This is a genomic window from Streptosporangium sp. NBC_01469 (assembly GCF_036227305.1).
Classification (GTDB): Bacteria; Actinomycetota; Actinomycetes; order Streptosporangiales; family Streptosporangiaceae; genus Streptosporangium.
In genome coordinates this window covers 2995145-3009969 of the sequence record NZ_CP109465.1, presented here as the reverse complement: position 1 = coordinate 3009969, position 14825 = coordinate 2995145, and the positions used below count along the sequence as shown (strand labels likewise).

Here is a 14825-nt window from a genome sequence, read left to right as displayed (position 1 = left end):
GGGCCGTGTGGAACCACATGACTCACTCGCGAGGATCGGATTCCTGTCGCGACCGGTGGGCTTCGAGATCTACAAGATCTGGCTGAAGGTCGCGTCCGCCGATGTGATGGGGATCTTGAGCGGCCGTTGCTCCGTGACCGCACGGGGCCGTGCGTAACCAACCCAATATGGTTCCCACATGACTCAAAGCCTCCGGCTGGCGCCCATCACCCCCGCCAACATCGAGGTGGCCATCTCCGTGAAAGTCCGCCCCGACCAGGAGCGCTTCGTCTCGCCGGTGGTGAAGTCGCTGGCCGAGGCCTACGTCCACCAGGAGGTGGCCTGGCCGCGCCTCATCCTCGACGGCGACCGTCCCGTGGGCTTCCTCATGGCCTTCCTCGACATCGACTGGAACGGCGAGGGGGCCGACTTCCGGTCCGGCCTGTGGCGCCTCAACGTGACATCCGACGCACAGGGGCAGGGTGTCGGCCGCTTCGCCGTCGAATCGGTGGCCGCCGAAATCGGGCGGCGCGGCGGCACTCGGATGTACGTCACGTGGGAGCGGGGAGAGGGCGGCCCCGAGGACTTCTACCGGAAGCTCGGGTTCCGGCTCACAGGCGAGAAGAGTGACGGCGAGACGGTCGGGGTGCTGGATCTGACGCGGGTGTGATCGTGAACTGTCGTGAGGGGCTGACGCGGGTGTGATCGTGAACTGTCGTGAGGGGCTGACGCGGGTGTGATCGTGAACTGTCGTGAGGGGCTGACGCGGGTGTGATCGTGAACTGTCGTGAGGGGCTGACGCGGGTGTGATCGTGAACTGTCGTGAGGGGCTGACGCGGGTGTGATCGTGAACTGTCGTGAGGGGCTGACGCGGGTGTGATCGTGAACTGTCGTGAGGGGCTGACGCGGTAGACGCCCCTCGAACGTCACACCTGTTGTCGCGACACCCCAGGTGAGGGGATGCGATGGACTTCAAGATCCGGAAGGACCGGGAACGCGGTCGGGGGCGTGGGAGGCCTTTCCGGTGCGGGCCAGCCACGCCGTGACGCCCAGCAGCGCCGCCGTCGCGACGGTGACCGCCGTCAGACTCGCCAGATCGGTGAACCACGACCGCATGACGGCGACAACGAGAAACGGCGTCAGGATGGCAGCCGTCCGGCGGCCCACAGGGGAGCGCAGTGCCATCACGGCCACCGTGCCGAGGGCGGCCGGCATCAGGACGGCCCCGAAGACCTTGGGCAGCAGGACGCCCACGACGCACACGGCCAGCACCCCGCCCGCCCAGACCAGCAGCCGCCGGGACCCTACAGGGCCGGGACCGGGCGACGGCGCGAGGGTCAGCATCGCCGCGCAGACGCACGCCGGGAAGGCGGACAGCAGCACGCCGGCAGCGATCAACGGCCGCCCCGAGACGAGAAGCACATCGCCCACCACCATGGTTCCCTCGGGCAGGGACAGTAGCCAAACCATGCTCTCGGCCGCGTGCAGCGCCGCCGTGGCCCACGCGCAGGCGATCGTCGCCCATCGCCGCCCCAGCCACACCAGCAGCACGACCAGCCCGTACGGCAAGGCATGGACGAGATTCGGGAGGGCCAGGTCGAAGGCGAACCGTCCGGCGTACCCCGCGGCGCGAAACAGGCCGGCGCCGAACAGCGTGAGCGGGGCGAGGAGGGCGGCCAGGTCGACGGCGGCCCGCCAACGCCGCCGTGATCCGGGCGGCGCGACCCGGTGCAGCCGGATCGCCAGGCCGCCGCGCACCACGTCAAGCGCGTCCCGTCCGGCCGGGCGATTCTGGTCCGGAGTCGAGGACGCCAGCAGCACGGCGAGCATCTCCTCCTCGTGCCGCGCCCGGTGGTCCTTCGGGTACCAGGCCAGCAACCGGCGGTAGCGCCGTTCCAGCGCGGTCACAACGCCCCGCCGAGGGACGGCCGCGCGGCCTGGCCGCGGCGCAGCCGCGCGGCGGCGGTGTCGGCGTTCCGGCGCAGCCGTTCGGCCTCGGCCGACAGCCGGGCTGTGCCCTCGGCGGTGAGACGGTAGTAGCGCCGGGCCCGTCCGTCCACGACCTCCTCGCGGTCCGTCTCGATCAGCTGCTCGCCCTGGAGCCGGTCGAGCGCGGAGTAGAGCGTGCCGGCGCGCAACCGCACGCGTTCACCGGAGATCTCCAGGACATCGGTGATGATGCCGTAGCCGTGCTGCGACCCGGCCGCCAAAGCCGTGAGGATCAGGAATGTCGGTTCCTGCATCGACCTACTATTCATGCGGTCTATATATACCGACGATCTTAGTATGGAGCAACCGAAGCGCGAAAATCTCGAACGCCTTCTCCTCGAACTCCACCGTCACGCCGGGATGTGTCGCCTGGAACTGCTTGACGACCTCGGCCCTGCCCATCGCGCTGTCGGCACCCTCGTAGTGCCAGAGTTTCAGGACGCGGGAACCGTCCGCGGCGGCCTTCCCGGTGCCGCCGCAGGCGACGAGCGCCGCGGGCACGGCCACCGGCTTTGAGGTTGACCACGCTTCTTCTCCTAGGTGGTGATGACGATCGGGACGCCGGACCCCACCTGCTCGACGCCCGCGATCCGCGCGCCCCCCGAGACGGTCACCCGCAGGCCCTCCCCCTCGGGGACCGCGGTGATCACGGTGTCCCCGTCGAGGTCCGAGATGACCGCGCGCCTCTCGCCGGTACCGCTACCGGCGCCGTACGCGACCAGGGTGATCTCCCCGAACGGCCCGTCACCGATGGTCCCGCCCGGCTCCGTGAGGACGGGAACGATCGCGCCGCGCCGGACGAACAGCGGGACGCGGTCCAGCAGCGGGGCGACCGTGACGTACCGGCCGCCGGGCAGGATCTCGCCCGTCCAGTGGTCCACCCACTCCCCCGCGGGCAGGTAGACCCTCCTGACCTGCTCCGGTGAGGTCATCGGCGCCACCAGCAGGTCGCGGCCGAGGAGATACTCCAGGTCCGCCTGCCAGGCCACCGGGTCGTCCGGGTAGTCCACGCACAGCGCCCGCATCATCGGCGCCCCGGTCCTGGCGGCCTCGACGGCCGCCGTGTAGACGTACGGCATGAGCCGGTAGCGCAGCCGCAGCGCCTCGACCGCCTCCGCCTCGACCCCGGGAAACTCCCAAGGCTCCCGGCTGGTGGTGCCGTGCAGGCGCAGCAGCGGGGAGAGCGCGCCGAACTGGGTCCACCGGACGTACAGGTCGTCGGCGGGGCGGCCGGTGAACCCGCCCGCGTCGTGGCTCCAGAACGGGACGCCGGACAGGCCGTGCGCCAGCCCACCGCGCAGCGTGCTGCTCATCGCGGCGTAACTGGTGTAGGTGTCGCCGCTCCACTGCGCCGAGTGCCGCTGCCCGCCGAGGAACGACGAGCGCGCCCAGACCATGCCGTGCCCGGCGACCTCCCGCGTCACCTCGGAGACGGCGTCGTTGAACAGCAGCGTGTAGACGTTGTGCAGGTCGGTGCCGGACATGCCGTTGGCCGCGACCGCGTCGTGCGGCACGCCCTCGGCGAAGTCGGTCTTGAAGACCTGTACGCCCTGTTCGAGCAGCGGGCGGAGCAGTCCCTTGAACCACTCCACGGCGGCGGGGTCGGTGAAGTCGACGATGCCGCAGGCGGGGTAGGAGCCGTGCCAGCAGTCGGCCACGTACACCTCGCCATCAGGCTTTTTAAGGAAATATCCGCTTTCGGCGGCGTCCGGGAACGCCGGGCTGAGGTGGGAGACGTACGGGTTCATCCACAGGCAGACCTTGAAGCCCATCGCGTCCAGCTCGGCCAGCATGCCCCCGGGGTCGGGGAAGCGCTCCGCGTCCCATCGCAGGTCGGACCAGTGCCCGTCCGTCTGCCAGTACGTGTCCAGGTGGAGCACGTCGCACGGGATCCCGCGCTCGCGGATCCGCCGCGCCCTGGCCGTCACCCGCTCCTGGCTGTCGACGAAGAACCCCGAGGAGATCCAGGTGCCGAACGCCCACTTCGGCGGGAGCAGCGGGCGGCAGGTCAGCAGGTCGTACCGGTCGAGCACCTCGGACGGGCTCGGCCCGGCGATCACGTAGTAGTCGATCAGATCGTCGGGGACCACGATCTGCACGCAGCTGTGCGTGGACTGGCACACGTCGAACTCCACCGGCGTCCCGCTGTCCACCAGCACGCCGTAACCCCTGCTGGACAGGTAGAACGGGACGTTCTTGTACGCCCGCTGCGACTCGGCGCCGAACGCGTCGTAGTTCCACATGACCGGCCGCTGGCCACGCTTGTCGAGCCGGGTGAACGACTCGCCGAACCCGGCGAACGCCTCGTCGGCGGGGGCCGCGAAGCTCTCGTGATAGCCGGCCACCGCGCCGCCCGAGCTGGAGCGGCCGAACGGCAGCGTGCGCAACCGGCCGCTGATGTCGGTGTGCCCCCGGTCCTGCTCCAGCAACGGCGCCCCGCTCGCGTCGGTGAACCGCAGATGCCACGGCGCCAGGGTGATCTCCGCGCGGAGCGAACCGGCGTCGAGCAGGATCGTCCCGTCGCGGCTCTCCACCCGCGCCCCGGCGAACTCGCCCGGCGTGACCAAGGAGATCGCGGCGGCCGACCTGGTCCGCGCGTCGGCGTCCTGCCCGAGCCTCACCCGGATCACGCCCTCACCCGCCACGCCCACCTGGACCAGGAGCGTCTCCTCCGCCGACGTCACGGCCTTCAGGATCACCCCGGCCGCGTTGGAGGCGACCGGCTCCGCCGAGATCAGCGCCGACAGGCCCTCCTCGCCGTGCGCGCGTACGGGCAGCTCAGGCGGATCGGCGACGAAGTACTCGTGCGCGACCAACGGGGGGCGGTAGGGCATGAGGACTCCAGCGCTCGGGCTTCCTTTTGCTGAATTAGTTTTACGTCCCAACCAACAAAGGTCAATGCCCTCGGCCTGTCACGGCCCTCTCGCCCCCGCCCCCGCCTTCCGAGCCGATGCGCGCGCCGCCTCGGATGCCGCTCGTCCGCCCCCGCCCTCCGAGCCGACTCGCCCGTCGCCCCTCACGCGGCCCGTTGTCCCCGAAGTCGCACCCCGCACCCCCGTCCCCCGATGACGCGGGGGTGTGGGGTGGCTCCAGACGAGACAGGTCGAGCCGGGTGGCCCCCGGCCCGGCCGCGACGTCCATCGGTACCGCGATGTCATCGGGCCTCGTGTTCGCCGCGTCCACCCGCCGACACGGATTCGGTCAGTCCTCGTTACCACCGGGAGCGCACAGGGTCCTGTCCCTCTCGACGATCTCCTGGGCGTTCTCGGTGAGGCACTTGCGGTTGAGCGCGTTGGCCACTCCCTGCAGTGCCTCGGCCGTCTCGATCACGGCGTCCCAGTCGGTGCCGGGTCTCATCTTCAGGGTGTACGACTCCTTCATCTTCTCCACGTCGAGGATGTCGGACAGCTTCCGTTGCTGGGGACCCAGGATGGACTGCTCCTCCTCCTTGCGGAGCAGGTCGGCGTACGCCTCCTGCTTGCTCACGAAGGAGATCGCCTCCACCTGCGGCATGGCCCCGAGCGTCTGCTCGATCACCGCCTTGTCCTGCGGTGTGGTGGCCTTGCCACCCAGGATGGGATCCGGCGGAGCACCCAGGCCACCGTCCTCCACGGCGAAGCCGCCGCCGCCACACCCGACGAAGGGCGAGTCGTCCTCGCAGAGGAACACCACGAGCTCGGGGTCCCCTTCGCGCCACGCCGGCCGGTCGCCCATGGCCGCGAGCGTGGACGGCCTCTCCTCGCCGGGCCCCCGTGCGATCACCGTCGTCGTCACCACCACCGCGACGACGGTGGCCGCGACGACGATCGCGGCCATGATGCGCGGGAGGGGGCGGGACCCTCGCCGTGGCGCGGACGGCGGGCCCGTCGCGGCGAGCCTCCGGCGCGAGCCGGGCAGCCGGATCAAACGCCGGGCCGTCGGCCTGGGCTCCCGGGCGGCGCCGTGTTCGACCTCTCTGGCTGCGCCGTGTTCGGCCTCCCCGGCGGCGCCGTACAGGCGGTCGAGTGCCGACGCGACGGCCTCGGGCCGGGGAGCGGGCTGAGCCTCGGCCCGGTCGCGGAGCAGGTTCATCTCATCCATCGTGTCGATCCCCCTTACTGGCGGTGTCCGTGTTCTTGGTGGCGACGTTCGCGTTCAGAACTTCCCTGACCCGCTTGCGGGCCCGGTTCAGACGGGATCCGACGGTGCCCGAAGGGATACCCAGGGCGTCGGACACCTCCGCGTAGCTGAGCTCGCCGTAGGCGACCAGCAGGAGTACCTCCCGATCACCGGCTTTCAGCACGGCGAGGGCGCCCGCCAGGCGGCGCTGCGCGTCAACGCCGAGGCCGGCGTCGGCGGAGTCCGCCGCCGACGCGCCCGCGCCGACGACGGAGACACCGCCCGAGCCGGTGACGGAGGCGTCCCGGGCCCGCTCCAGGGCGCGGTACAGACGCACCTCGTCCCTGCGGTGCCGTCTGATCAGGTTGGTGGCGATGCCGAACAGCCACGCGCGCGCGTCATGACGGGACAGGTCGTAGCGCTCCCGCTGCCGGAAGGCCGCGAGAAACGTCTCCGCCGCGACGTCGTCCGCGGCGTCGGCGCCCAGCCTGGCGGAGGCGTACCGATGGATCGCGGCGAAGTACCTGTGAAAGATCTCGGCGAACCGTTCCGGGTCGCGCAGCGACAGCCGGATCACCCCGGCGTCACTCGCGACGGCGGACTCCACGGCGGATTCCACGGACACGGCGTCCCCGGCCACGTCGTCCGCGAAGAACGAGGGTGGAAAGACCAGGTCGGGAAGGGTGCGATCGGGTGGACGATCGCTGTTGACTCTCATGCGGAGGATGCCTTTCGTGGGGCAACGGACGCTGTTATTGCCCGCACCCCGCCGTCGTCTTCACGAAAAGGCTCGCACGACCGTCCTCACGGGAAAGCTCACACGACCGTTCTCACGAGAAGGCTCGCACGACGCCGCCGATCCTTACCCGGCACCCCGGTGGCCCCAGGCGAATCCGGCCCCTCGCGCGAGCCGTTCGCGAGCGAGGCGATCCGGGAGCCGGGAGCGCGGGATTCGGGAGCACAGGCCAGAGCCGCCCCCTTGAGCAGGGTCCGCCACGCGTGGATAATTAGTTTAGCTACCATCCAAATAAAGGAGTGGCCGTGGACTGGCCTGGGCGGTTCGGCGGGCTGTGTTACGGCGGGGACTACAACCCCGAGCAGTGGCCCGAGGAGGTCTGGAAGGAGGACGTCGCGCTGATGCGGCGGGCCGGGGTCAACCTGGTCAGCGTCGGGGTGTTCTCCTGGGCCAGGCTGGAGCCGTCACCGGGCGTCCACGACCTCGGATGGCTCGACCGCGTCCTCGACCTGCTGCACGACGGCGGGATCGCGGTGAACCTCGCCACCCCGACCGCCTCTCCACCCCCCTGGTTCGGCCTCGCCCACCCCGACGCGCTCACCGTCACCGCCGACGGCATCCGGCTCACCCACGGCAGCCGCGACACCTACTGCGTGCACGCCCCCGCCTACCGCGCCGCCTCCGCCCGGATCGCCGGTACCCTCGCCGAGCGCTACCGTGACCACCCCGCCCTGGCCATGTGGCACGTCCACAACGAGTACGGCACCACCTGCCACTGCGACCACGCCGCCTCGGCCTTCAGGACCTGGCTGCGCGCGCGGCACGGCACCCTGGACACGCTGAACGACGCCTGGACCACCTCGTTCTGGAGCCAGCACTACTCGGCGTGGGAGCAGATCACCCCGCCCCGCGCCACCCAGTACCTGCCCAATCCCTCCCAGGTCCTCGACTTCCGCCGGTTCGTCTCCGACGCGATGCTCGGCCACTTCCGCGAGCAGAGGGCGGTGCTGCGCGAGCTCACCCCGGACGTCCCGGTCACCACGAACTTCGTCCTCGGCGACTGGGTGCCGGTGAACCACCGGCACTGGGCGACCGAGGTCGACCTGGTGGCGATCGACCACTACCCGTCGGCCGACCCACCCGCCGAGACCGCCTTCGCCGCCGACCTCGCCCGCGGCTGGGCCTCGAACCCGGCGCACAGCTCGGCCGTCGCCCCCGCCCCACCCTCTGCGCACAGCCCGACCGTTGACCCGACACGCGCCCTGGCCCCGACCTCGGAGCATGCCCTCGAGCACGGTGCGGCCGGGCGCAGTGCGACTGAGCGCGATGCGGCCGGGCGCGATGCGGCTCGCGGAAAACCCTGGTTGCTGATGGAGCAGGCGGTGGTCACCTACACCGGGCCACGGATGCTCGCCAAGCGCCCCGGCGAGATCACCAGGCTGACCCTGTCGCACATCGCACGCGGCTCACGAGGGGCCATGTTCTTCCAGTGGCGAGCCTCCCGGGGCGGCGCCGAACTCTGGTACGGCGGCATGGTCCCGCACGCCGGACCCGACTCGCGGATCTTCCGCGAGATCTGCGAGCTGGGCGCGCTCCTGCCGTCCCTGACGGACGCCTGCGCGGCCCCCGTCGAGGCCGGGGCCGCGATCCTCTGGGACGCCGAGGCTGGCTGGGCACTCCAGTCCCCCGGCCTGCCCTCCACCGAGCTGAACTACGCCGAGACCGTACGCCAGGCCCACCGGGTGCTCTACCGGCACGGCGTCACCGCCGACCTCGTCCACCCCTCGGCCGACCTGTCGGCGTACCCGCTCGTGCTCGTCCCCGCCCTGTATCTCATCTCGGATGCCGACGCCGCCAACCTGCGCCACTACGTCTCGGGCGGCGGCACCCTCGTGGTCTCCTTCCTCAGCGGCGTCGCCGACGAACACGCCCGCGTCCGCCTCGGCGGTCACCCCGGCGCCCTGCGCGACCTCCTCGGCATCCGCGTCGAGGAATTCCACCCCCTCCCTCCCGGCGTCGCCCTCACCCTGTCCGCCCTCGGGTGTGACCGGCAGCCGGAGACCGGAACGTTCTGGAGCGAGCACGTCCACCTCGAAGGCGCCGAAGCCATGGCCGTCTACACCGGCCCGCACACCTCCGGCACCTCGCACACCTTCCAAACCCCGCTCGCCGGGCAACCAGCCATCACCCGCCACCCGTACGGCTCCGGCACGGCCCTCTACGTCTCCACCCGCCTGTCCGACCCCGCGTACGCCCGCCTGCTGGGCCTGGAACCGGCCCCCGTGGAACTCGTACGGCGCGGCGATTGGCTCTTCGCCATCAACCACGACGACAAGGAACACGAGGTGGAAGGCCTGCGCCTGCCTCCGGGCGGTTTCTCCGTACGAGTACATGGCGACTCGAAGGCTTGATTGTCGCGATCCTCGTCGTCCCCGGAGAGGACGGTGCCGGCACGCGGCGATGGTGTGATGCAGTGCGACGTCTCCGGCCGAGACGGGATTTTCCTACCCTCACGGGCATGCAAAGAGAGAAAGGGAGAGATCGGCAGATCCACCACGAATGCAGCGGCAGATCCACCACGAACGTAGCGGCAGATCCACCACTCAAGAACCTGTGGCCGCCTACACTGCACCGTGTGGACATCGACGACCTCACTCTCTTCTCCCGGCGCGCACATGGGATGGTGCGCGAAGCGCTCACCGATACCCGAGTTGTGATGATCAACGGAGCGCGGCAGACGGGAAAGAGCACCCTGGCCCAGGCGATCGCGCGCGAGACCCCGGGGGCGCGCGAACTCTTCCTCGACCAGGCGGCCGTTCGCGCCGCGGCCAGACAGGATCCCGACGGGGTCGTCCACCACGACGGACTCGTACTGATCGACGAGATCCAGCGCGTGCCCGACTTGCTTCTCTCCATCAAGCATGAAGTCGATTCCAACCCCCGCCCCGGACGCTTCCTGCTCACGGGTTCCGCTCGCCTGCTGGGGTTGAAGGACCTTCCCGATGCCCTTCCCGGCAGATCCGAGACCATTGAGTTGTGGCCGTTGTCGCAAGGGGAGATCGAACAGAAGCCAGACGGCTTCGTCGACTCGGTGTTCCAAAACGGCGCTGACATCGAGATCCCGCGACCTCTTTTTCGTCGAGCCGACTATTTGGACCGCGCGATGCGCGGAGGCTATCCGGAAGCCGTTCAGCGCCCGTCTCATCGACGGAGGGCACGTTTCTTCGACTCCTACATCACCGACCTGATCAACCGGGATGTGAAGCAGGTTGCCGACATCGAGCACCCGGCCGACATGCGGCGCTTGCTCAACATCCTCGCCGGGCGGATGGGAGGTCCGGCCGTGACGGACAACATCAGCCGCGACCTCGGCCTGCCACGAACCACGGTGAAGCGATATCTCGATCTCCTCGACCTCGTATATTTGATCAAACGGATTCCGGCGTGGTCCTCCAACGCCACCACCCGTGCCGTCGCGACGCCCAAACTCCTGGTGGTCGATTCAGGACTCGGAGCACATCTCGCCGGCCTTACTTCAGGCCGGGTCAGTGATGTGACCGCTCCTGTCGGCCCGCTGATGGAGAACTTCGCACTGAGCGAGTTGGCTCGCCAGCTCACCTGGTCCGAAGAACCGATACGGCTCTACCACTACAGAGATCGCGACGGCGTCGAGGTGGACGGCATCTTGGAACGTGCGTCAGGGGAGGTGATCGGCATCGAAGTCAAAGCCTCCGAAACGGTACGGGCTGACGATTTCAAAGGACTCCAGCACCTGTCCCGCAAGCTGGGTGACCGGATGATGGCGGGCTTCGTCCTGTACGCAGGCCGGGAAACACTCCCCTTCGGGGATCGGATGCGAGCCCTTCCGCTCGCCGCCCTCTGGCTCGCGGAGTCGCCGTCGGAAGTCAACTCATGATCATTTTTCTCACCGCAGCCGGGTGGCCGGGACCACGGTGAGCAGGTGGCCCAAGCCTTTGAAGTCCTTCGAGTCGCAGGTGTGAAGAGGGAGCCGGTTCACGCTGGGAGGTCTGGTGGGAGTGGCCGGGTTCAGAGGTACTCACTCATCGACTCTGATTCTGTGTGCTACCGGTTCGGCGGCTGCCGAGCGTCTCACGTGGCCTGCCCGCTGGTCGCTGCAGCGGCCCATAGCCCTCCCCGCTGGGCGGGAGGACCGCGGAGCCGGGCGACCGCGGGCAGGCCGGTGATCGCTACTCCTTGATGACGTTGTCGCGTGGACCGCCGTAGACGGGATTGCTGTCGTAGCGCCTGTCGGTGACGAGCAGGCGGATCGCCCCTGGTTCGCGGATGGATTCCTCCGCCTCCCAGACGATCCAGTCGTCGCCGACGGGAGTGATCTGCGTGCGAAGCTCGCCGTAGCCGCCCGGGTTTCCCGGCGGGAGCGCCATGATGAGATAGGTGATCTTCAGTCCGCGTTTCCTGAGCTCGGGCAGGACCTCGCCGACGGACTTCTCGTCCACCCGGAACCCGGCGAGCGAGCGACCCTTCGTGGTCGCCAGCCGATAGTCGGACTTGATCATCTTCCCCTCGCGGTTGTCGTCGGACACCAGGACGCACGGCGCGACCGGGCCGTCCATGAGGATGGTGCTGGTGTGCCTCTCCCCGATCGTCCAGACGAAGGTCTGGCCGGGCTTGAAGAGCCTGGTGTCGATCCGCATCTGCCAGCCATCGGTGGAGGCTTCGCCGGGAATGTTCTCTGGCACGGAGTACAGGCCGGCGGGGATGTCCCGGACAGGGGTCCCGCGCGGTTCCCGGCACCACTTGCCCATGGGCGCGTGATCGACGATGGCGGGGACGTTGAGCTCCTTCAGCTGTTTCGACAGTCCTGCGGCGTCATTGAAATCCCTGACCTTGACGTACACGACGCCGTCGGAGTCCCTGGTGACCGCGTACGAAGGGGACACGCCGTTCTGCAGCAGGCTCGGCCCCACCACGATGCCCGCGGCGAGCAGCCCCGCTCCCACCAGTCCCAGGACCAGCCGCCGGGGACGGTGCCCGCGGGGGCGAGCCATGGACGGGCCGGGCTCCTCGGCGACGATCGAGGCCAGCAGCATCCGCGCCCCCGCGTCGGACGAACGGCCTCCCTGCCGACCCGGTTCCACCCGCGCCAGCGCGCCGGTAATCGCATCGATGTCTTCGATGTTCTTCACAGCTGCCTCTCCGCCGGCATCAACCGGCTTTCTGCCTCGAAGCGGACATCCGCCTCGGCGAGCGCACGGGCAAAGCGCCTGCGAGCGCGGTGGAGTCTGATACGTACGGCGTTGCGCGACAGGCCGAGCACGGTGGCGACCTCCTGCCGGTCCAGGCCCTCCCAGCCGACCAGCGACAACAGCTCGCGATCGTCGTCCGGCAGAGTCCGAAAGACCTGCGCGATCGCCTTCAGCTCGACCCCGCTGTCGGGCGAGGCTTCGTACAGGTCGGCCATCTCGGCGTCCAGCTGCACACTGCGGGCTTGGCGGCGAACCTCACCTCGATAGTGGTTGGCCAGCACCTTGCGCGCCACGCCGTACAGCCACAGAGTGGCCTCCTCCCCGTCCGGCAGCTCTCCTATCCGCCGCCAGGCGATGGCGAAGGTCTCCGCCACCACGTCCGCCGCGTCCTGCGGCGACGCGCAGCGGCGTGCCGTGTACGCCGTGATCCGGCCATATGTTTCCCGGTAGACGGCCTCGAACCTGGCCCGCGCGTCATCCACTGGCCGTTCCCGCGCCCGGTCTCCTCGGCATCCCCATGCCCGTCTCCTTGATAGTGCGATCTACGGACATCTGTGCCTATGTAAGGAGTCAGGCCATCATTTCTCGTCAAAGCATAGAAATTCGAGCATGTTAAACGCCGATCCGGGCGTTCTGGGCGAGCACGAAGCCTCACTCAGCCGCGTCGGAGGTCGAACCCGGCCTCGGCGGTTCACAGGATCTTCATCCGCTGGGCGAGTTCCCGCGCCCCGCAGGCCGTCGTCGCCTGCCCCGACGTGGCAAGGACTCAAAGGGCATTCGCCCGTACGGATCATCAGCGAGACTTACGATCATGAAGATGCGGATCGATCTGGTGGCGATCGTCGTGGAGGACTACGACCGGGCCATCGAGTTCTTCACCGATGCCCTGGGCTTCGAGCTGGTCGAGGACTCGCCCTCGTTGACGAACGACGGCCGCCCGAAACGGTGGGTCGTCGTCCGGCCCCCGGGAGGCGAGACCGGCATCCTCCTCGCCCGTGCGGACGGCGAGCGCCAGGCCGCCGTCGTCGGGGAGCAGTTCGCCGGGCGGGTGGGGCTCTTCCTGCGGGCGGACGACTTCGACGCCGCGCACGCGCGGATGGTGGCGGCCGGTGTCGAGTTCGTGACCGCGCCGCGCACCGAGCCTTACGGGCGGGTCGCCGTCTTCCTGGACATCGCCGGCAATCGGTGGGACCTGCTCGGCCCGGCCTGAACGCGGCCGGCGGCTGCTGCTGCCCGGGAGGTCTGTCCACACCCACACCCGGCAGAAAAGGTGCAAGCGACTATCTAGCGTGATGCAATGGTCCGCTGACACGATCGGGGCTGCTTTGAAGGAGGCTCCCGTGCGTCGTCCCATCCCCCTGGCTCTCATCGTCGCGATCTTCGCGCTGTCGGGGACAGTGATCTCTCCCGCCCAGGCCGCGGCCGGGCCGTGCAAGCCCGGTCAGGGCGTCAACCTGCGCGGCAAGGACTTCACCCGGGGGGCACAGCTCCCCGTCAACCTGCGCTGCGCCGACCTGACCAGGGCCAAGCTGGACAGCGTGGAGCTGCTCCAGAAGGACCTCACCGGAGCGATCCTGCGCGACGCCTCGCTCAAGAAGGCCAACCTCACGCAGGCCACACTGAAGTACGCCGACCTGCGGGGTGCAGACTTCTCCGAGGCCGACCTGGGACAGATGCACGCCGACCACGCCGACCTGCGGGGCGCGATCCTGATCGACGCCGAGGCGGGGCAGGCGGAGTTCCCGCACGCGAACCTGACCGGGGCGACCCTGACCAGGGCCGAGCTGACCCAGGCCGACTTCACCAACGCCAAGCTGATCGACGCCGACCTGGAGGAGAGCACCCCCGGCCAGCTCAAGGCGCGCAAGGCCGACTTCACCAGGGCCAAGCTCCGCGAGGCCAAGATGAGCCAGGCGAACCTGCGCAACGCGACGTTCAAGGACGCCGACGTGAGCGAGGTCGAGTTCACCCAGGCCGAGCTGGACGGCGCCGACTTCACCGGCGCGCTGGTCGAGGGCGCGTCCTTCACCCAGGCCGACGACGCCGACCTCACCGGTTCCAAGGGCGACCCCACGGGCATCACCCTCGCGGTGCCGACCTCACTACCCGACCTCGACATCTTCGGGACCAAGGAGACGGACCCCCCGCAGGACGAGCCCGCCCGGAGCGACGGCCCGTCCGTGGGCCTGGTCATGGTCGTGCTCAGCGCGGTGGGCCTGGCGCTGACCGTGGTGGCCTGGGGCGTCAGCGCCCAGCGGCGAACCCGGCGCGACGCCCGGTTCGCCGCGATGCGGCGCGGTGCCGAGGAGGACATCACCCGGCTGGGCGAGGAGATCGACCAGCTCGACTACGAGTTCCAGGTCAGCGGGCGCGGCGGCATGACCTCCGACCGCGACTGGCGCCTCGCCCTCGACGCCTACGAGGCGGCCAAGCAGGCTCTCCTGGTCGCCCGCCGCGACCAGGAACTGCACTTCGTGGCCCGCGCCGTCCAGGACGGCAGAACCGCCCTGGGCCGCCTCCGCTCCCGCGTGCACTAGAGCGTTCCCGGTGAACGATCGCAAGAGACCGCCCTGCGGTCGCCTGGCGGCCGGAACGCCCTGAACCGCCGTCCGAACACGCTTCGACGACCAGCCATGATCGCGGGGAAGCCGACGCCGGGAGCGGGCGCCTCGGCAACGAGTCGAGGAAGGCGCCGGCGACACCGCCGACCATGGGCCCCTCGGCTGCGGCCTCCTGCACGCTCGCCGGCTCGTGCCGCAAAGTGTCCGCTCTAGGACAGTGAGTGAGCCTGGCGC

The 14825-nt window shown here is 69.6% G+C and carries 13 protein-coding genes; 5 read left to right on the top strand and 8 right to left on the bottom strand.

All coding sequences use genetic code 11. The features are described from left to right. Window positions 1-178 precede the first annotated feature (178 nt). Entirely contained in the window at window positions 179-649 is a 471-nt protein-coding gene (locus OG587_RS13785; RefSeq protein ID WP_329090295.1) for a GNAT family N-acetyltransferase, read from the top strand. Window positions 650-951: 302 nt separating this feature from the next. Here the strand turns inward: OG587_RS13785 and OG587_RS13780 are convergent, their stop codons facing one another. The 6 genes from OG587_RS13780 to OG587_RS13755 all read right to left on the bottom strand — a co-directional run bounded on the left by OG587_RS13780 (window position 952) and on the right by OG587_RS13755 (window position 6784). After that, entirely contained in the window at window positions 952-1887 is a 936-nt protein-coding gene (locus OG587_RS13780; protein WP_329090294.1) for a hypothetical protein, read from the bottom strand. After that, window positions 1884-2222 carry a PadR family transcriptional regulator gene (locus tag OG587_RS13775; RefSeq protein ID WP_329090292.1) on the bottom strand — a complete coding sequence of 113 codons (339 nt, stop codon included), beginning with the start codon at window positions 2220-2222 and terminating at the stop codon, window positions 1884-1886. Before OG587_RS13775 ends, OG587_RS13780 begins: the two co-directional genes overlap by 4 nt. Before the next feature lie 7 nt (window positions 2223-2229). Then, the gene (locus OG587_RS13770; protein WP_329090290.1) at window positions 2230-2475 is read right to left on the bottom strand and encodes a hypothetical protein; all 246 of its coding nucleotides are present in this window, start codon (window positions 2473-2475) and stop codon (window positions 2230-2232) included. Window positions 2476-2504: 29 nt separating this feature from the next. Next, window positions 2505-4802, bottom strand: a complete 2298-nt coding sequence (locus OG587_RS13765; RefSeq protein ID WP_329090288.1) for a TIM-barrel domain-containing protein — start codon at window positions 4800-4802, stop codon at window positions 2505-2507. Between the two features lie 367 nt (window positions 4803-5169). Continuing rightward, a complete protein-coding gene (locus tag OG587_RS13760; protein ID WP_329090285.1) occupies window positions 5170-6048 on the bottom strand; it encodes a permease-like cell division protein FtsX in 879 nt (292 codons plus the stop codon). Next, window positions 6041-6784, bottom strand: a complete 744-nt coding sequence (locus OG587_RS13755) for an RNA polymerase sigma factor (RefSeq protein ID WP_329090284.1) — start codon at window positions 6782-6784, stop codon at window positions 6041-6043. The genes OG587_RS13760 and OG587_RS13755 overlap by 8 nt, the downstream gene beginning before the upstream one ends. A 323-nt stretch (window positions 6785-7107) precedes the next feature. Here OG587_RS13755 and OG587_RS13750 point away from each other — a divergent pair, with 323 nt between their 5' ends. Both OG587_RS13750 and OG587_RS13745 read left to right on the top strand, forming a co-directional pair. Continuing rightward, complete coding sequence (locus OG587_RS13750; protein WP_329090282.1) at window positions 7108-9213, top strand: beta-galactosidase; 2106 nt, start codon at window positions 7108-7110, stop codon at window positions 9211-9213. A gap of 224 nt (window positions 9214-9437) precedes the next feature. Then, the gene (locus OG587_RS13745; RefSeq protein WP_329090280.1) at window positions 9438-10718 is read left to right on the top strand and encodes an ATP-binding protein; all 1281 of its coding nucleotides are present in this window, start codon (window positions 9438-9440) and stop codon (window positions 10716-10718) included. A gap of 292 nt (window positions 10719-11010) precedes the next feature. Here the strand turns inward: OG587_RS13745 and OG587_RS13740 are convergent, their stop codons facing one another. Both OG587_RS13740 and OG587_RS13735 read right to left on the bottom strand, forming a co-directional pair. Beyond that, complete coding sequence (locus tag OG587_RS13740; RefSeq protein WP_329090278.1) at window positions 11011-11970, bottom strand: hypothetical protein; 960 nt, start codon at window positions 11968-11970, stop codon at window positions 11011-11013. Beyond that, a complete protein-coding gene (locus tag OG587_RS13735) occupies window positions 11967-12512 on the bottom strand; it encodes an RNA polymerase sigma factor (protein ID WP_329090276.1) in 546 nt (181 codons plus the stop codon). The genes OG587_RS13740 and OG587_RS13735 overlap by 4 nt, the downstream gene beginning before the upstream one ends. A 335-nt stretch (window positions 12513-12847) precedes the next feature. On the opposite strand from OG587_RS13735, the gene OG587_RS13730 reads away from it, so the two are divergent. Beyond that, window positions 12848-13240, top strand: coding sequence for a VOC family protein (locus OG587_RS13730; RefSeq protein ID WP_329090275.1), 393 nt, complete (start codon window positions 12848-12850; stop codon window positions 13238-13240). A 130-nt stretch (window positions 13241-13370) separates the two neighbouring features. Beyond that, window positions 13371-14567, top strand: a complete 1197-nt coding sequence (locus OG587_RS13725) for a pentapeptide repeat-containing protein (RefSeq protein WP_329090273.1) — start codon at window positions 13371-13373, stop codon at window positions 14565-14567. The last annotated feature ends 258 nt before the right edge of the window (window positions 14568-14825 follow it).